This is a genomic window from Shimia sp. (genome assembly GCF_965227725.1).
Taxonomy (GTDB): Bacteria; Pseudomonadota; Alphaproteobacteria; order Rhodobacterales; family Rhodobacteraceae; genus Shimia.
This window is the reverse complement of sequence record NZ_CBDDGH010000005.1, coordinates 1,045,480-1,062,409: the sequence shown is the minus strand read 5'-3', so window position 1 is coordinate 1,062,409 and position 16,930 is coordinate 1,045,480. Positions and strand designations below refer to the sequence as shown.

General features: G+C 55.8%; 16 protein-coding genes. 9 read left to right on the top strand and 7 right to left on the bottom strand.

The features are described 5' to 3' along the window. Positions 1-103: 103 nt before the first annotated feature. The 4 genes from ACO07T_RS15470 (at position 104) to ACO07T_RS15455 (ending at position 5,381) form a co-directional block, all read left to right on the top strand. Positions 104-1,459 (top strand): sialate O-acetylesterase, encoded by a 1,356-nt coding sequence (locus ACO07T_RS15470; RefSeq protein ID WP_422050131.1) that lies wholly within the window; start codon positions 104-106, stop codon positions 1,457-1,459. Between the two features lie 519 nt (positions 1,460-1,978). Beyond that, positions 1,979-3,001, top strand: a complete 1,023-nt coding sequence (locus ACO07T_RS15465) for an AraC family transcriptional regulator ligand-binding domain-containing protein (protein ID WP_422050515.1) — start codon at positions 1,979-1,981, stop codon at positions 2,999-3,001. Between the two features lie 172 nt (positions 3,002-3,173). Beyond that, complete coding sequence (locus ACO07T_RS15460) at positions 3,174-4,379, top strand: acyl-CoA dehydrogenase family protein (RefSeq protein ID WP_422050130.1); 1,206 nt, start codon at positions 3,174-3,176, stop codon at positions 4,377-4,379. A 27-nt stretch (positions 4,380-4,406) separates the two neighbouring features. Then, a complete protein-coding gene (locus tag ACO07T_RS15455; protein WP_422050129.1) occupies positions 4,407-5,381 on the top strand; it encodes an NADPH:quinone oxidoreductase family protein in 975 nt (324 codons plus the stop codon). A gap of 163 nt (positions 5,382-5,544) precedes the next feature. Here the strand turns inward: ACO07T_RS15455 and ACO07T_RS15450 are convergent, their stop codons facing one another. Beyond that, positions 5,545-6,168 (bottom strand): glutathione S-transferase family protein, encoded by a 624-nt coding sequence (locus ACO07T_RS15450; RefSeq protein WP_422050128.1) that lies wholly within the window; start codon positions 6,166-6,168, stop codon positions 5,545-5,547. Between the two features lie 249 nt (positions 6,169-6,417). Next, positions 6,418-7,368: a GntR family transcriptional regulator gene (locus tag ACO07T_RS15445; RefSeq protein WP_422050127.1), complete on the bottom strand. Its 951-nt coding sequence runs from the start codon at positions 7,366-7,368 to the stop codon at positions 6,418-6,420. Between the two features lie 83 nt (positions 7,369-7,451). On the opposite strand from ACO07T_RS15445, the gene mgrA reads away from it, so the two are divergent. Continuing rightward, the gene (mgrA, locus tag ACO07T_RS15440) at positions 7,452-8,489 is read left to right on the top strand and encodes an L-glyceraldehyde 3-phosphate reductase (protein ID WP_422050126.1); all 1,038 of its coding nucleotides are present in this window, start codon (positions 7,452-7,454) and stop codon (positions 8,487-8,489) included. Positions 8,490-8,514: 25 nt separating this feature from the next. Next, complete coding sequence (locus tag ACO07T_RS15435; RefSeq protein WP_422050125.1) at positions 8,515-9,411, top strand: NAD(P)-dependent oxidoreductase; 897 nt, start codon at positions 8,515-8,517, stop codon at positions 9,409-9,411. Positions 9,412-9,540: 129 nt separating this feature from the next. Here ACO07T_RS15435 and ACO07T_RS15430 read toward each other — a convergent pair whose 3' ends face one another. Then, the gene (locus ACO07T_RS15430) at positions 9,541-10,182 is read right to left on the bottom strand and encodes a hypothetical protein (RefSeq protein WP_422050124.1); all 642 of its coding nucleotides are present in this window, start codon (positions 10,180-10,182) and stop codon (positions 9,541-9,543) included. A gap of 207 nt (positions 10,183-10,389) precedes the next feature. Between ACO07T_RS15430 and ACO07T_RS15425 the strand changes: the two genes are divergently transcribed. From ACO07T_RS15425 to ACO07T_RS15415, 3 genes are all read left to right on the top strand, one after another. Beyond that, the gene (locus ACO07T_RS15425; RefSeq protein WP_247738717.1) at positions 10,390-10,782 is read left to right on the top strand and encodes a BlaI/MecI/CopY family transcriptional regulator; all 393 of its coding nucleotides are present in this window, start codon (positions 10,390-10,392) and stop codon (positions 10,780-10,782) included. Next, on the top strand, positions 10,772-11,884 hold the full coding sequence (locus tag ACO07T_RS15420; protein ID WP_422050123.1) for a M56 family metallopeptidase: 1,113 nt from the start codon (positions 10,772-10,774) through the stop codon (positions 11,882-11,884). Before ACO07T_RS15425 ends, ACO07T_RS15420 begins: the two co-directional genes overlap by 11 nt. Before the next feature lie 651 nt (positions 11,885-12,535). Beyond that, entirely contained in the window at positions 12,536-13,354 is an 819-nt protein-coding gene (locus ACO07T_RS15415; RefSeq protein WP_422050122.1) for a hypothetical protein, read from the top strand. 531 nt (positions 13,355-13,885) lie between these two features. On the opposite strand, the gene ACO07T_RS15410 is transcribed toward ACO07T_RS15415, so the two are convergent. From ACO07T_RS15410 to ACO07T_RS15395, 4 genes are read right to left on the bottom strand one after another with little or no spacing between them, the layout of a single operon-like run. Then, positions 13,886-14,164, bottom strand: coding sequence for a DUF2160 domain-containing protein (locus tag ACO07T_RS15410; RefSeq protein ID WP_209062152.1), 279 nt, complete (start codon positions 14,162-14,164; stop codon positions 13,886-13,888). A 1-nt stretch (position 14,165) separates the two neighbouring features. After that, the gene (locus tag ACO07T_RS15405; protein WP_209062153.1) at positions 14,166-14,963 is read right to left on the bottom strand and encodes a carbohydrate ABC transporter permease; all 798 of its coding nucleotides are present in this window, start codon (positions 14,961-14,963) and stop codon (positions 14,166-14,168) included. 11 nt (positions 14,964-14,974) lie between these two features. Beyond that, the gene (locus ACO07T_RS15400; RefSeq protein ID WP_209062155.1) at positions 14,975-15,838 is read right to left on the bottom strand and encodes a carbohydrate ABC transporter permease; all 864 of its coding nucleotides are present in this window, start codon (positions 15,836-15,838) and stop codon (positions 14,975-14,977) included. Further along, positions 15,835-16,926, bottom strand: a complete 1,092-nt coding sequence (locus ACO07T_RS15395; RefSeq protein ID WP_209062157.1) for an ABC transporter ATP-binding protein — start codon at positions 16,924-16,926, stop codon at positions 15,835-15,837. The genes ACO07T_RS15400 and ACO07T_RS15395 overlap by 4 nt, the downstream gene beginning before the upstream one ends. Positions 16,927-16,930: the final 4 nt, after the last annotated feature.

Here is a 16,930-nt window from a genome sequence, read left to right as displayed (position 1 = left end):
TCATCTTCGCCGCGAGCCAGGCGGCTCTGTAACCATAGTGTCCGTTGGGGTGCGTCGGCCGCGACTGACCCGCGCCGCAAACGGCAATGTAGAGGTGAACTAGATGGCTGAATTCCAATACAGAATTAATGGCGGCGCGTGGCAAACCGTTGTTGCTGAGTTGCCTTACACTATTGCCGCGGGAAAGCTCGATGCGGTTGAGGTGCGTGCGATAGGTGACGAGATGTCTGCCAGTTCGTATGTGCCGCCGGTGGCTATTCCTCAGCCCGAAAATGGATTGGAAATATCTTCCGGTTTGTTCACGGTGACGGAGGCTAATCTGGTATCGCAGGACCATATCAGCGGCTCAAACAGCATTGCCACCTCTGGCAGTCGTTCGATGGGTGAAGGGGGTAGCAGCGGCGTCAATTTCAACATCGCAGGTGTCACCGACGACAACGTGTGGATCAGTTGCATCACCCGAAAGAACGATGAGTTCGCTGGCACCTCTTTCCGCGCGCGCCTACTCTCCCCGCTCGATGACCCGGGGCAGACCGCAAACCGGAACCGCTCCGGAAATCAGGTTTTCAAGTTTGACGGCGCAGCAGGTCTGAGCCGCTTTGGTCTGGTCGCGTCGAGCACCTATGGTGATCTGGATTACGCGCAGGTGGTTGAAATGGATGACGTCCTTGCTATGCCTTGCGATGTGTATATCGCGGCTGGCCAGAGCAACATGGCCGCGACCACCAACGGCCTCGGCGTGGACTTCTCTCTGGACGCTTGGTCTGATCCGCGTCTTCTCTACGCATCGGGTGCGGCAAACCAAAGCTATGGCGTTTCCATTGGTTCCATCGAGGCCCTGCGTGCGCCGTTGCAGGCTGCTGGTGAAACGGAGGGCAATGTTGTCTCAACCAGCTTTTCATCGGGTGTTTCTCCCGCTGTTTCATTTGGAAAAACCATTCTGCATTCTACGGAAGAAGGCCGCGCGGTCTGCATCATTATGGCCGCGGTATCTGGCACCACGTTGATTGGAGCAGGCCAGCAATGGGCGCAGGGCGGTATCGCTTATTCACACGCTGAGGCCGTGATTGCCGCAGCCATGGCCAATTTGCCATCTGGGTCAGAGATCAAGGGCGTCATGTGGGCGCAAGGCGAAAGTGATGCGCGTAGCGACCTGACCGCTTACCCAGCCGCATGGGCTGCGATGCGGGCGAGTTTGGAAGCTGAGTGGCAATCCAATGGTTGGTCCGTAGGTCAAGTGCCTTGGGTGATCGGCACAACGCCACCGGATAGCACGCTGGAAAATGCAGCGGCGCTGACTGAAATGCAGCACACGATGGCTCCGGGTGGCACGAATGGTCAGCCGCGTGTGGCGGTCGTGGATCGCATTCCAGGCATTGAAGCTGATGGATATCATGCGACGGCGGCCAGCAACCGCGATTTGGGTTACAAAATGGCCAGTGCGATTTGGGGGCTATAGGGTAATCTGTGGACCTGGTTTGAGCGTGGCCTATCGGTGGCGCTGCTGCTTGCGGGAAATTCTAAGCTATTGATTTCATTGATGTCTATTTTTGCGGTGAGATAGGTTAAGTTGTTGAAATCATTATGTGAAAATCTAATTTGTAATCAGTAGGTCCGCGGTTCGAGTCCGTGTGGGGGCACCACTCAATCTTCCATTCGTGTCCGATTTGGTCTGATAGTAGCCTGTATTTGCGGGTCTTTTCTATTGGTCTTGTTTCATGTTGTCCTGCCACGTCCAGCCAAGTCTGCCTCAGTCGGGGGTATCTCCGGGGATACGTGCCGCGCAGCAATTTGGAAGATACCCCCATGTCTGTTTTGAGCGATGCGAAGATTCAGACACTCAAGCCCAAAGCCAAACCCTTTAACCGTGCGGTTGATCTACCTTTCTGACATCAGGGTCTCTGGCGGTCTATGGCGGTGGAGGGGCGTCCAGGATATCGGTTCTAGCCATCGGTATTCGCTGCTACTGTCATGCATGATGACACGCGAACCAGAATCTTCATTTTCAACCGTCTCGAGCAGCTTCATTTTGGATTGGCTGGGGGCGTTGCAAGGGCTTTGTGAGCCGGATCAATTTGCGTCGCTGCTTGCCCGGTCCGGCATTCCATGTGGCAATAAAGTTCCGTTGGAGCGGGTGACATTAGAGCAGATGGTGCGCCTTTACCAACTGGCGGCGGTGGAGACCGGAGACGAGATGATGGGGTTGTGGTCGCGTCCGATAAGGGCACGCGCCTTGCAGCATCTTTTGACATCGGTGCGTGAGTCGACCTCGCTATCTTCCGCTCTCTATCGCTTTTCGACATTCTGGAACCTGCTGCTTGATGATTACCGGTTTGAGCTGATCGATGCAGAAGGCAGCATAACGCTCTGTCTTCTGCCGCGGTCAGACACTCATGCGCAGCGTTTTGGTCATATGCTGATCCTCAAGCTGGCCCATGGAATCTTGTCATGGCTGGCCAGGCGTGAAGTGGCTGTGGAGTGTGTGGAATTTGCGTTTGAGCGTCCTTCTTTTGAGGAGGATTACGCCGTTATCTTTCCTGCGCCGGTCATCTTCAGTGCGTCTGCCACGTCCATTCGCTTTTCTAAGGCCTCCCTCGGACCGGTCAATACGCGCAGTACCGATGATCTGGATCGCTTCTTGGAAAATGCCCCGCGTGACTGGCTCTTTACGCGCTCACAGGAGCACAGGCAGTCTCTGCGCGTCCGTGCATATCTGAACCAATCGGGTTGGCAAGACGCACATCTGGCGGGGGCCGCCAAGGCGCTCAATATGACGCCGCGCACGCTGATCCGCAAACTGGGTGCAGATGGCACATCTTTTCAAGCCATCAAAGACGGCTTGCGGAGAGACATCGCCATTCGCCGCTTGCAAATCGGAGATGCAAGCATCGAAGCCATCGCTCAAGACGTTGGTTTTTCTTCGGCGGCGAGTTTCCACAAGGCGTTTCATAGATGGACGGGCGCGACGCCCAGTTCGTATCGGCAGCGGCATCTTTCCTAGGCAATCTTTTTGTCACTTTTGGACAATCAGTTGTCATCGCGCGAGATGGCATGAGGCTGGTGTAGCCTGTTATCTGGCTGCCATAGCACATCTTACTGCGTGAAACGGAATTGCTTCGCCGACTGAGTTTGGCGAAATTGGATATTTGCGCGCTACAGAAAGGACCAAGCCCATGTCGTATCACCTCGAAACCATTTTGGCCGCTGCGCGCGATCATGCCAACGACGTCATCCTGCCCAATGTAGATGTTTGGAACACAAATAAGACATGGCCCCGCGAAGCCTCTGACAAGGCTGGCGCGGCTGGCCTGACCGGCCTTTACGCTCCCAAAGAGTGGGGCGGTCAGGGTTTGCCGCTTTCAGAGGGCATTCAGGTGTATGAACAATTGGGGCTGGGTGATGGCGCCTATGCCTTCGCGCTTTCTATGCACAACATTTGTACCTTCGCGGGCTGTGGATACGGGACCGATGCCTTTAAGGAAGGATGGGCGCGCGATCTGACTTCCGGTCGTAAGCTTGCGAATTTTGCGTTGACTGAGCCGCAGTCCGGATCTGATCCGATGAAAATGTACACCCGTGCCACCATCAACGGTGACGGCACATGGACGATCAACGGCGCCAAAGCCTGGGTGAGCCTGGCGACCGAGGCCGATATTTACTTTACGGTTGTCAAAACCTCCGATGACCCGGGCCATAGGGACATGGCGATGATCGCTATCCCGGCAGACGCGCCTGGCATCAGCTTTGGCCCGAAGTATGACACGCCGTCCTACAACTTCTTGCCGCTGGCCGAGATGTATTTTGACAATGTTGTGGTCAGCGAAGACAACGTCATTCTGCCAATTGGCCAGGGCTTTCAAGGGTCATTGATGGCCATCGATATCGCACGGGTATCGATCGCTTCTGGATGCTGTGGTTTGATGCAGGCCGCGTTGGATACTGCGCTGTCCTATTCAAAGAACCGCAAGATGTTTGGCGGCAAAAACCTCGATCTTGACGGTATCCAATGGATGTTGGGCGAGGTGGCAACAGATCTCGAAGCTTCCAAGCTACTCTACCGCAAAGCTGCTGAAGCGCTCGGGACCCCCGAGGGGCCACTTATGGCGGCACATGCCAAACGGTTTGTGCCAGATGCCGCAGTAAAGGCTGCCAACACGTGCACTCAGGTTTTGGGGGGCATGGGACTCTTGCAGCCATATGGGCTGGATCGCCTATCACGTCTGGCGCAGATGCTGCGGATCGTTGATGGGACTACCGAGATCAGCCGCGTTGTGATTGGCCGTGCGCTTCAAAAACGTGCAGCTGGTTTGCCAGACCTTCCCGTGCCAAAGGGGTATGGCGAAACCGATGAGAACGATGCAAATATCGCGGCGGAATAGAACGCAATACTCACGGGAGCTTAAGCCATGCGCGCCATCCTTTGTTCGAAATTTGAGGGCGCGGATGCGCTTGAGCTTGGCGAAGCGCCAGAACCGACCCCAGCAGCTGATGAAGTGCTCATCGAAGTGCATGCTGCGGCTGTGAGTTTTATGGATAAGCTGATGGCCGAAGGCGGCTATCAGCTGAAACCAGAGCTGCCCTATGTCCCGGGAACGGACGCGGCGGGCATCGTTCTTGAGGTCGGCAGTGAGGTCACGAGCTTTAAACCGGGAGATCGTGTCGTAGGCCAAATGTGGCATGGGAGCTATGCCGAGCGTGCGGTGACCAAGCACTGGAAATGCGCAAAGGTGCCTGAAAGTGTCGACTTTACCGTCGCCTGCACGGTCTTGCACAACTACATGACCGCCTATCACGCGCTGGTCCAACGTTGCACGTTGAAGCCAGGTGAGACCCTGATGGTGACCGGGGCCACCGGCGGGGTTGGGCTTGCCGCAGTTGACATGGGGCGGATGCTGGGAGCACGCGTTCTTGCGGGGACGGGCGATGTTGCCAAGATGGGGGTCCTGCAAGATCTGGGCGCGGATGCTGTCGTCAACATGCGTAAGGGGGATCTGCGTGAACAGATCAAGGAGCTGACAGGCGGCGAAGGATTGGATGTGTGCTTTGAGATGGTTGGGGGCGACACTTTTGTAAAGCTTGCTCGATCCATGCGGTGGGGCGGGCGCATCACGCCAATTGGGTTTGTGAGTGGGGACATTCCAAACCTGCCGATGAACCTGCCTCTGCTCAAAGGCTTCTCAGTTGTCGGCGTGTTTGAGGGCGCCTGGGCGGAGAAATTCCCAGCCGAAGCCACGGAGGCAGCCGACAAGATTATGAGTTGGATTGCGGAAGGGGAGCTGCAGCCACTAATTGATCGCGTTTTGCCTTTGGAGCAGGCGGCTGAGGCTTTCCGGTCTCTTCAGGAGCGTGAAGTGATCGGGCGTATTGTTCTGCAAGTTTAATTGCCGCGAGCTGCTGTCTCGGTCTGGGTAGTAGGGTTGGCACGCGGTTTTTTTATCGACGGGGTGGGTACGCGCCACCCCATTTTCATTTTTCGGTGTTGTTGGGCTGCGCAAAGAATTGCGCTGCCCACTGAGTACAGCGCTCGTGCAAGGCATTATAAACTTACGCTTTAGCGCGGGCGGCCTCATCTTCGGCAATCAGAGCCGCGATCTTCGGGCGGGCTACTTGCCTTGCGAAAAAGGCCTCCAGGTACGGATAGCCTGCTATTGGCACTTGCGCGCGTTCTGAAAGCACGAGGAACCAGACAAGATAGGCGTCTGCCACTGTAAAGCGATTGCCGACAAGGAAGTCGTGTGTGCTCAGATGCGCGTTTAAAAGCGCCAGACGATCCGGCGCGAGCGCGCGGAAGTTGTCTTTCACCTGGTCCGTTGCTTCCGGATAAAACACCACGCGCAAGATCTGTTTGTGCAGTTCTGTGGCGGTAAAGCTTACCCATCTGACCAATTGAAAATACTCCGGATTGTCCGCAGGAACGCGCATGTCTGTCTGAGCTTGTGATTGCACCCAAAGCAGGCAGGCAGTGGTCTCTGTGAGCAGTTCTCCTGTCTCAAGGCGCAAGGTTGATACCTGCCCTAAGGGGTTCACATCCAGAAGGGAGCCTCCCGAAGCCAACGCTTTTGTTGCAAAGTCAACGAGGTCGATATCCAGCGGAACTTCACCTTCCGCGGCCGCGAAACGCACTGCGAGCGAGCAATTGAACGGACAGTGATACAAAAGCGCGGGCATTGGTGGCCTCCTGATTTTGGGTCTACCGGTTTGTTTATCTCCAGTTTCTAGATCCGTCACTGGTGCAGGCACCGCAATACATGGCTAAGCCCGATGTTTGGTGAGTTCTGCTGTTCTTTGAGCGCGCACCTGCGCAGCGAACTGCAGGAATGCGTGCAAGGGCGCGGCAGCGTTGCGTCAAGTCCGAATTTGTTCGAGGGCACTCTAGGTTGTTTGTTAAGGCACTCTGGAGGGTCACAAACACAAAGTTCAAAAGTTGCTCATGAACCGGGTGCGTGTTGCGTCTAGATGGGTTTGCATCGCCTGCCTGGCTTTGTCTTTGTCGCGGCGCATCAGCGCATCCATTACGGCCAGATGATCGCGCGCGGCGGCCTGATCGTGTTCGCCTTGGTCTTTTACTGGCCAAAGATAGTGATAGTTGAAGATCATGGCGATCGCGTCCTGAAACCCGATAAACAGGCGGTTGTCTGCAGCGGCGTTTATGAAACGGTGAAACTCAGTGTCCAATGCCGGAAAATGCAGGCTGGCTTTGGCGGTAGGTGACACAAACGCAGAATGCTCTTGCCTGAGCCGACGTAAGCCGCCCCAAAATGGGTCGTCATCAGGAATGTCGCAGGTTTTCTCGACTGCACGCGTTTCAAACAATGCGCGAATTTCATGAAGCTCCAGAACATATTTCTGAGTAACTCCTTCTAATACCCAGCGGCGCTGGTGGTCCTTTCTGACAAATCCAAACCGGCTTAGGCCGATCATGAACTCGCGCAGGGTCTGAACGGAGACGCCGAACTGACGGGCCAACTGGCCTTCGACCAGCCGGGCGCCGGGGGTCAATTCCTGCTCGCGTATCTTACGCATGAACGCAGCCTCCAAGGTTTCGCGGACGTCCATGGTTTCGGATGACGGAAAGTAGTCGGCCGGTTCAGGCGCGCGTATTACGTGACCTGCGCCGTCAAGAATTCCAATCTGTTCAAGATGCGCCAGAACGGCGCGGATTGTGGTGCGGCTGACGCCGAGATCTCTGGAGAGTGCGGATTTATTGGTCATGGTGAGGCCGGACAAAACACGATCCAGCGCCGCGTTGATGGTTGTTTTGAATACTCTGTCTGGTCGTGCCATGCGGGAGCTCCGAGATGTTCTAAACTGCACAATAACCCAATTAAAGACATTTGAGCAGCCACCATACGTAGCATATGTTTTCATCAGCGATCTGCCTGTGGCGCAGGCCTTTTAGGGCAAGTGCCGCATGCTCTTTTGATACTTTCATTGCTTAGGGAAACCCGGTTATGGCCAATGGTCCTTATGTGCCCAATGCGGGGCGCTACGACGACATGATTTACAACTATTGTGGCAACAGCGGTCTGAAACTGCCTGCGATTTCATTTGGCCTGTGGCACAACTTCGGTCATGATCGTCCGCATGATTTGAAGCAGCAACTTTGCCGGACGGCCTTCGATCTTGGGATTACCCATTTCGATCTGGCGAATAACTATGGCCCGCCACCCGGCAGTGCTGAAGTGGCTTTTGGCGAGATCCTCAAAACAGATTTTAGAGGCTACCGGGACGAGCTGATCATCTCATCCAAGGCTGGCTATGATATGTGGCCGGGCCCTTATGGCGAATGGGGCAGCCGCAAACAGCTTATCGCGTCCTGTGATCAGAGCCTAAAGCGCATGGGGCTGGACTATGTTGATATATTCTATTCCCACCGGTTCGACCCCAACACGCCTTTGGAGGAAACCATGGGTGCGCTGCACCAGATTGTGCAATCCGGTAAGGCGCTTTACGTCGGGATATCCTCCTACAATTCGCAACGCACGCGTGAGGCTGTGGCCATTCTGAAAGACCTTGGAACACCCTGTGTCATTCACCAGCCCAGCTACAATATGATCAATCGCTGGATTGAGACGGATGGATTGAAAGAGACTTTGCAAGAGCTGGGTGTCGGTTCCATCGTTTTCACACCCTTGGCACAAGGCATGTTGACGGGAAAATATCTCAATGGCGTCCCGCAGGACAGTCGTGCGGCGGATGAAAAATCGCTCGACGCAGATTTGTTGACAGAGGCAACCATTGAAAATCTGCGCGGGTTGGATGCCGTCGCAAAAAGGCGCGGGCAGACACTGGCGCAAATGGCACTGGCCTGGGTTTTGCGCGATGGCGGGATCACCACAGCCCTGATTGGTGCATCTAAACCTGAACAGATCGTCGATTGTGTGGGGGCGTTGAAGAATTTGGAGTTCACGCCTGACGAATTGGCCGAGATTGATCAGCTGTCTGCGAACGGGGATGTGAATCTGTGGTCGCAATCATCTGACGCATGATGCGCTGCCAACAAGGGAAAAGAACATGACCAAACCTGTTGTAGGATTTATAGGCGTCGGCCTTATGGGGCACGGCATGGCCAAGAATATCGTTGAGAAAGGTTATCAGCTGGTTGTGATGGGTCATCGCAACCGCGCGCCTGTCGATGATCTGCTGGCGCGTGGCGCGACCGAAGTGACATCCGCGAAAGAGTTGGCTGCCCAATGCGACATCATCCACCTGTGTGTCTCTGGCAGCCCCCAGGTTGAAGAGCTGGTGCGCGGACCTGATGGGATTTTGGCCTCAGGCCGGCAGGGTGTGGTCGTCGTCGATTGCTCGACTTCGGATCCGGTCTCCACCATGCAATTGGCAGAAGAGCTGCGCGCTGCTGGTATGGATCTGGCCGATGCGCCGCTGGCCAAAACCCCGAAGGAGGCCGAAGCGGGCACTTTGGACACAATGGTTGGCGCGACGCCTGAGACCTTTGCACGGATCAAGCCGGTTATTGACTGTTGGGCTTCACTGGCCGTGTATCTGGGGGATGTCGGCTTGGGCCATAAGATGAAGCTGATCAACAACTTCATCTCTCTGGGCTATGCGGCGCTGTACTCTGAGGCTTTGGCCATCGCGGAAAAATCCGGGCTGACTGTGGAGCAGGTAGATTCCATCATCCGGCCTGGTCGTCTGTCCAACGGGTTCTACGATACCTTCATGAAATGGACGCTTGATCGGGATGAGAACGCGCATCGCTTTTCTATCACAAACGCCCATAAAGATATGCGGTATCTGGCGAATTTGGCTGCCAGTGTTGGAGCTGTCACCCCGGTACAGGCTGATGTACGAAATGGGTTTGCCGCGATGGAGGCTTCGGGGCAGGGAGATCGGTACTTGCCAATGTTGGCAGATTTCATTGCGCAAATGAATGGGTTGAGCCGGGGATAGAAAACTAAGATTGCGGTACTGGGCAATTCGTCGAGATCGGGTTGGCGGTGACAAATCGCAGGTCGTTGCGGCTTTTGCCTGCGTTGCGCACTGCGTAGCCGCCTCGCTGTCTGGCGACGTTGTCAGTCCTCAGAACTGAAACCCGATGCCGACCTTTAAGAACGGGGCGATTGGGAGGTCGTCCAGCGTGTTGTTGATGTCTGAGAGCTCGGCGTCGATGTCGGATTGCACAATCGTGTTTGTCGGATCGCTGCCCGACGCAGTCGCGCCGCCGGTGTAGACCACGCCGAGATCGCCGGTGAAGACAAAGCGGCTGTTTCTGATCGGCGTTTGCACTCCTAGCGCAATCATAGGTGCGAGGGACTGATCAAAGCTGGCGCTGAGGTTGAGAGGGGCGGAATAGCTGGTGCCATTGACCACAATGTTGCCGCTGGTGGCGCCGTCAAAACGGTGATCCAGCGTCACTGCACCGGCGCTGAGGCGGAACGTGTTGCCGCTGGTGTAGTAGTCAAAAATCAGGCCAAACCCGCCCAGGCTGACATCGCCATCATATTGATTGCCCTCAAGGCTGGTGTCGACGGAGATACTGCCGTCCCCGTAGAGGCCGCGCATGCCAAATCGGCTGTTGAAGCGGTAGCCGGCTTCAAACGTGTGCCCCAGAACCGACTCTCCCACGCTGAGCGTGAAAGGGGCAGGGGTGACCTCTGCAGAAGTCTGTGTGCTGAGGCCAAATGTGGCAAATGCGATGGCGGTGGCGAGGCAGCGTTTCATGTCAGGCTCCTGTGGGCGCACCCCTGATTGGAGCACAGAAACAGTGAATTCTCGAAACTTTAAGTGCCTAAAATAACCCCTGCTTCCTTTGCAAATCGTTAATCAGCCTGAGATCGCGGGCTCTTTGGGAGGGGCTCAAGTTTTTGCTTTGAGATGAGGGGGATCTGCAGTACTAATTTCCTAGTTATGAAGGTACGGAGTGGCCAATTGGCACGTCGACGCAGTGAAATGCTCACCGATGTTGAGCTGGAGTTTATGATTGCCCTTTGGGACATCGGGTCTGGCTCGGTGCGCGATATTATGGCGGCCTTGGAGGGCCAGAGCCAACGCGCCTATACGTCGGTGGCCACCGTAATGAAAATTCTCGACGAGAAGGGGTTTGTCACCTCCGCCCGCAAAGACCGGGCGCTGGTCTATACCCCGGCCGTTGCGAAACGCGACTATGAAGGTCGCAGCCTGAAAAACCTGTCAAAGACCTTGTTTGGAGGAACCCCGACGGCGCTTGTTGCGCGACTGGTGGATAATGAGGACCTGACAGATGAGATGATCCAGGAAATCAAAGAGATCATTGAAACGAGGATCAGAAAGGATGACGGTTGATCAAATCGTAGGGGGGGCGATCTGGATACAGCTTGTGATCCTGTTGGCCGCGTTGGTTTTCGGTGCATTCGAAGGCGTATTGGTCCTGTCTGGACGACGACGGAGCTACTATACCCGGCGTCGGATGGGGATGGCGGTGATTGCTTGTCTGGCGGTGTTGCCTTTGGTGGCGCCCTATCTTGTATCATCTCCCTATGCCGCCAGCGTTAATGCAACGGACGCTCTGGTTTCGCAGGTTCTGAACGGTAATCTCGACATCAGCGCGCATAAGATGCAGCAGCTTTTGGCGCTCAAGACCGACTGGATGGCACAGGTGGCCACCGCGAGCTCGACCGTGGCGCAGGTGCTGATCGCAGCTTTCATCGCGGCGTTTATTGCGCGCAGCGGTTACCTGCTTCTGAACGTCGGGCGCATCCGTCTTGCGATCACCGAGGGCCGTGTGGTGCATCACACCAAACGCTGCCGGATTGTGGCCAGCCCAACCGTGAGCGTGCCCTTTTCGACCCGTGGGTTCTGGCACTATTACGTGGTGCTTCCCGAGGCGATGTTGCGCGACCGAACTTCCGTGCAAATGGCGCTTGGCCATGAGCTGCAGCACATCCGCCAAGGTGATGTGGATGCGGAAGTTCTGCTTTCCCTGATCTCTCCTGTGGCGGTGCTCAATCCCGGTTTCTGGTTTCTTTCCAGTCGCTTGCGCAAGCTTGGTGAACTGGCGTGCGATAGGGCGTATCTGTCGCGCAAAGGCTTTGATGCCCACACCTATGCGCTGCGGCTTCTGGAGATTGCGCGGCGCAGTGCCAAGGCCTCACAACAGCCAGCGGCCTTTGGCGTGCCACTGGTGGGGCGGCGGGTGCCGTTCCTGTCGCGCCGCTCGATGTTGAAGGACCGCATTCTGGAGATCGCACAGGATCAGGACGCGCCGGCCAAGGAGGCGGTGCTGTTTGGCGCGGTGCTGTCTATCGTGATGGCGGGCTGTGTGCTGGTGGGGGCGGTTTCTCTGGCAGAGCCTGAGGACTGGAGCCATGAGCGGATCATGCTGAGCACGGTGGCCAATCTGGACCGGCTCAACCAGCTCAACACACTGGCGCAACGCAGCTGGTAAAACGCCCAGAACGGCCAAAGGCAAAACAAAGGCCAAAACCGGTCAAAGGTTAACGCAAAACGCCCCGTTGTGAGAGGATCACAGCGGGGCGTTAACCATCTGCAGGGACGTCGGTATCGCGTCTGTATCGCGGCTGTGTTGCGTAGGTGCCATTTCGGCGTGACTGAGGGTGTTAATCTTTGAGTCGTTTTTCCTGAAAACGGGCAAAAGTGTTGCGTGTTGCGTTGGGAGAAAAACTGACGATTTGGTATCGTCGCACGTGGTGTGACGGTTTAGGGGCGCTGCCCCTGCCACATCTGCGATGGGCTACCCCGGGATATTTGGGGCAAGAGGAAGTCTTGGATGGGCTGTCCGAAAAAGGGGCGAAAAAGAAGTTTGCGATCCCGCTGTTCATGAGGCCTCCTGCGAAAGTACTAGATGAGCCTGCGCTTTGGATGGAGGGACGCAATGCGCATAGAGCGAGCTTTGCAAACTTTGAAGCGCGGCCCGGACCTCCCTTTCAGCGCTTGGCTCAGTACTGCAGTTCAGCTTTCCGAGAGCCGAGATACGCCATAAGTTGTGTGACTGGGCATTAGAAACCCATTCGGAACTACACTTGAGAGGTGATTGAAATGGTGCAATTGTCGCCCTGAGTAGTATCAAGAGGTTGTAATGTCTGAAAGAACAAAGAAATTCTCCGATGTCTTGAATGGGCTTATTCATGAGGGAAACAAGCTTAATATGGCGCTTCGGCATGAGTGCGAAAAATCGACGTTTGAGGCTGAACTCAATCATTTATATGATAACGATCAAGAAAAGGTGGCTACTTATCTTAAAGAGCTGCCATCTTTCAGGGTAGATTATCAGAAATGGTATTCAGAAGCCCAAGCGGTTATCAAGCAAGTTTTGCCTGATCGACTTTCAGATTTCGTTTCCTACTACGAATATCAGAGGGTACGCAAAAGCATCGATTTCCAAAACTATATGATAAAGGACTACTTGCAAGGTCTAAGGATAACCCGAGGAGGAGGCTACGAAGTAGTGGCGGACGGATCTGCGGCAATTCCAGAGTTTGAGCAGCAGTTGAATATCGTCAAAGCGGCAAAGAACACTCTCGATTCGACACTTCTGGACCTTTCAGCGGTTCTGCAAGCTGACCTTTTTGATTCAGAAATTGAGACTGCCGGAGCTCTGGCTAAGGCAGGGTATTTGCGCGCGGCGGGAGCAATTTGTGGCGTTGTAATCGAAAAACACCTCAGTCATGTTCGTGAATCCCACAACCTCAAAATCGCCAAGAAAAATCCCGGTATCTCTGACTTAGCCCAGCTACTTAGGACGTCTGGGATCATCACCCTAGCCCAAGAACGTTTTACTCAGAGTTTGGCGGATACTCGAAACGTTTGCAGCCACGCAAAGGGTCGCGAACCGACCAAGGAAGAAATTTCTGAACTTGTCGAAGGAACGGGGAAGGTGCTCAAAACTGTGTTCTAAAACTGTGTCGTAAGTCGTGTTTAACTGCGTTTCATGTTGTTCGAGTCAATATCGTTGCCTTGCAGTACATCGTTTGTGCTTAAAGAGAACCATCGTTTTGTTAGTCCTAAGTACTCAATTGTGATGTCGTTGCCGCGCTTGAGTTTTCCTCCGGTTAGCATATCTGGGGGGAGGGTGTGACAAGTGCGGTAAGGACTTATGAAGCAGTATGATATACGGCTCGCCTTGCCCATCAATCGTTGCAGGCTATCAAGCCAAGCGCAGTTTTATCCTGACCTGATGGTGCTCGAAATGGTACCGATGAACGACAGTTCTACTGATACGAGCGTCTTTTGACATGTTTCGTACCGGCCATGTGATCACATGGGCTTTGCTAATTTTTCTGTATTTCGTCAAGCTGGCAGATCGCGGCGCAAAACAGACCTCATTGGGGTAAAGACTTTGGCGGGCGCTGTGGCGCGATGAGTCAAAAAAGGGCAGACGCGTTCAGCGTCTGCCCTTCTTCTGAAAGGGGTCTGATACGGGACCGGATCAGACTTTCCAGAAGCAGAAGGTGCCCCAGCCGATGGCCAGGCCCAGCGGCCACCAGAGCGGCTCGCCCATCAGGCCGAGCCACGCCAGGAAGATGAAGCTGCCACCCAGGCAGGTGAGAAACAGACGGTCGCCTCGGGTGGTGACGAGGCCAAGCGCGCCTTTGCGCTCGGCACCTCCGGGGTATTTGATTTCCAGCACAATCAGCAGGCCGATTGTGGAGAAAAGCACGATGAAGATTGCGGCCGTGGGCCAGGTCCATGCCATCCAGCTCAGCATATCAAACTCTCCCCATCGCGAAGCCCTTCGCGATGTAGTTGCGGACAAAATAGATCACGATGGCGCCGGGGATGATGGTGAGCGTGCCGGCAGCGGCCAGCAGGCCCAGCTCATATCCCGCAGAAGAGGCGGTCTTGGTCATCGTGGCGGCGATGGGCTTTGCGGCCACAGCTGTCAGGGTTTTCGCGAGCAGCAGCTCCACCCATGAGAACATGAAGCAGAAGAAAGCAGCCACACCCACACCGGCTTTGATCGTCGGGATGAAGATCGTCAGGAAGAAGCGTGGGAAAGAATAGCCATCCACATAGGCGGTTTCATCCAGCTCCTTTGGCACGCCGCCCATGAAGCCTTCCAAAATCCACACAGCCAGCGGGATGTTGAAGAGACAATGCGCCAGCGCCACGGCGAGGTGCGTGTCAAACAGGCCCACAGCGGAGTAGAGCTGAAAGAAGGGCAGGGCGAACACGGCTGCCGGGGCCATACGGTTTGTCAGCAGCCAGAAGAACAGCTGTTTGTCGCCCAGAAAGCGGTAGCGGCTGAAGGCATAGGCGGCGGGCAGGGCCACGGCGATGGAGATCAGCGTGTTCAGAGACACATAGATGATCGAGTTGATATAGCCCCAATACCAGGAGGGATCGGTGAAGATCGTGACATAGGCCTCCAGCGTGAAGGTCTGCGGGAAGAGCGAAAAGCCAGAGAGGATCTCATTTGTGGTTTTGAAGCTCATCGCCACCAGCCAGTAGATCGGCAGCATCAGGAAGAAGATGTAGAGGATTGGAACGAGTGATCTTTTACGCATGATCGCTCTCCTTAGTTCAGGTCGTCTTTGGTCATGAGCGTGTAGAACAGCCAGGACACAAAGAGGGTGATTGCAAAGTAGATGAGGCTCATCGCGGCGGCGGGGCCGAGGTCAAACTGACCAAGCGCGATTTTCACCAAGTCGATGGACAGGAGCGTGGTCGAGTTGCCGGGGCCACCACCTGTGAGCACGAAGGGCTCGGTGTAGATGTTGAAGCTGTCCATGAAGCGCAGAAGGATTGCGATGGTCAGAACGCTTTTCATCTTGGGCAGTTGGATGAAGCGGAACACCGACCAGTTGGAGGCACCGTCGATCTTGGCCGCCTGATAGTAGGCGTCCGGGATGGAGACGAGGCCCGCATAGGACAGGAGCACCACCAGCGAGGTCCAGTGCCACACATCCATGGTGATGATGGTCACCCATGCGGCCACGGGATCCTGGGTCATGTCATAGTTGATGCCCAGCACGTGGTTGAGGAAATAGCCCAGCAGGCCGATATCTGGCAGGGCGAAGATGTTCCACATCGCGCCAACCACGTTCCATGGGATCAGCATGGGCAGGGCCATCAGCACCAGACACACCGGCACCCAGAAGCCTTTGCGCGGCATGGAGAGCGCGATGGCGATGCCAAGCGGGATTTCGATCAGCAGGATCATGGCGGTGAAGAAGAACTGACGCCCCAGAGCAGCGTGGAAGCGCTCGGAGCGCAGGATCTGTTCAAACCATGTGAGGCCTTCCCAGAAGAAGAGGTTGTCGCCGAAGGTTTCCTGCACGGAGTAGTTCACCACGGTCATCATCGGGATGATGGCGTTGAACGCCACGAGGATCAGCACCGGGGCGACGAAGAACCAGGCTTTTTGGTTTTCGGTTTTCATGCTGCGCTCTCCTTTTGCGCGGGCGTGGTTGCGATCCAGCCGTCGGCGTAGAGCCGGGTGTGTTCCGGGGTGAAATGCAGGTGCACCTCGTCGCCTTTTTGCGGCGCGGGGCCGTTTTGGATGGCGGCGACCTTGTGAGTGCCGACGGTGGCTTCGACCACGGTGTGGCGGCCCACATCGGCCACGCGGGTGACGGTGGCGGGGATGCCGGTGTCAGCCAGACGCACGAATTCGGGGCGGATGCCGATTTCGAGCTGACCGGAGGCGCCTGCATTGATCGGACCCTCCAGCGCGACCGCACGGCCCGCAAAGAGGGCTTGGCCGTCTTTCACTTCGGCGGGCAGCACGTTCATGCCCGGGGAGCCGATGAAGTGGCCCACAAAGGTGTGTGCGGGGCGTTCAAAGAGCTCTTCAGGGGTGCCGATCTGCACGACTTCGCCAAGCTGCATCACCACCACCTGATCGGCAAAGGTGAGAGCTTCGGTCTGGTCGTGGGTCACATAGATCATGGTGTGGGAGACGCGCTGGTGCAGCTCTTTGAGCTTGGTGCGCAGTTTCCACTTCAGGTGCGGGTCGATCACGGTGAGTGGTTCGTCAAACATGACGACATTCACGTCATCGCGCACAAGGCCACGGCCCATGGAGATCTTTTGCTTGTTGTCCGGAGACAGGCCAGCCGCTTTGCGATCCAGCATGTCGGTGACTTCGAGCATCTCGGCAATCTCTGCCACGCGCTTTTCGATGATCGCCGGGTCCACGCCACGGTTCTTGAGCGGGAAGGCAAGGTTTTCGCGCACGGTCATGGTGTCGTAGATCACTGGGAACTGGAACACTTGTGCGATGTTGCGCTGATCCGGGGGCAGGGTGGTGACATCCTGACCGTCAAAGAGGATCTGGCCCTCAGAGGGCACCAGAAGGCCGGAGATGATGTTCAGAAGTGTGGATTTGCCACAGCCGGAGGGGCCGAGCAGGGCGTAAGCGCCGCCGTCCTGCCAATCCAGATCCACTTCTTTGAGGGCAAAGTCCTGTGGCCCCTTGGGATCGGGGTAGTAGCTGTGCCGGAGGTTTTTAAGTGTGATTTTCGCCATTCTG

Bases quoted from the DNA above. Each gene is read 5' to 3' on its own strand.
- ACO07T_RS15470 (WP_422050131.1), top strand. From the start codon at position 104: ATGGCTGAATTCCAATACAGAATTAATGGCGGCGCGTGGCAAACCGTT.
- ACO07T_RS15465 (WP_422050515.1), top strand. From the start codon at position 1,979: ATGACACGCGAACCAGAATCTTCATTTTCAACCGTCTCGAGCAGCTTC.
- ACO07T_RS15460 (WP_422050130.1), top strand. From the start codon at position 3,174: ATGTCGTATCACCTCGAAACCATTTTGGCCGCTGCGCGCGATCATGCC.
- ACO07T_RS15455 (WP_422050129.1), top strand. From the start codon at position 4,407: ATGCGCGCCATCCTTTGTTCGAAATTTGAGGGCGCGGATGCGCTTGAG.
- ACO07T_RS15450 (WP_422050128.1), bottom strand. From the start codon at position 6,168: ATGCCCGCGCTTTTGTATCACTGTCCGTTCAATTGCTCGCTCGCAGTG.
- ACO07T_RS15445 (WP_422050127.1), bottom strand. From the start codon at position 7,368: ATGAAAACATATGCTACGTATGGTGGCTGCTCAAATGTCTTTAATTGG.
- mgrA (WP_422050126.1), top strand. From the start codon at position 7,452: ATGGCCAATGGTCCTTATGTGCCCAATGCGGGGCGCTACGACGACATG.
- ACO07T_RS15435 (WP_422050125.1), top strand. From the start codon at position 8,515: ATGACCAAACCTGTTGTAGGATTTATAGGCGTCGGCCTTATGGGGCAC.
- ACO07T_RS15430 (WP_422050124.1), bottom strand. From the start codon at position 10,182: ATGAAACGCTGCCTCGCCACCGCCATCGCATTTGCCACATTTGGCCTC.
- ACO07T_RS15420 (WP_422050123.1), top strand. From the start codon at position 10,772: ATGACGGTTGATCAAATCGTAGGGGGGGCGATCTGGATACAGCTTGTG.
- ACO07T_RS15415 (WP_422050122.1), top strand. From the start codon at position 12,536: ATGTCTGAAAGAACAAAGAAATTCTCCGATGTCTTGAATGGGCTTATT.
- ACO07T_RS15410 (WP_209062152.1), bottom strand. From the start codon at position 14,164: ATGCTGAGCTGGATGGCATGGACCTGGCCCACGGCCGCAATCTTCATC.
- ACO07T_RS15405 (WP_209062153.1), bottom strand. From the start codon at position 14,963: ATGCGTAAAAGATCACTCGTTCCAATCCTCTACATCTTCTTCCTGATG.
- ACO07T_RS15400 (WP_209062155.1), bottom strand. From the start codon at position 15,838: ATGAAAACCGAAAACCAAAAAGCCTGGTTCTTCGTCGCCCCGGTGCTG.
- ACO07T_RS15395 (WP_209062157.1), bottom strand. From the start codon at position 16,926: ATGGCGAAAATCACACTTAAAAACCTCCGGCACAGCTACTACCCCGAT.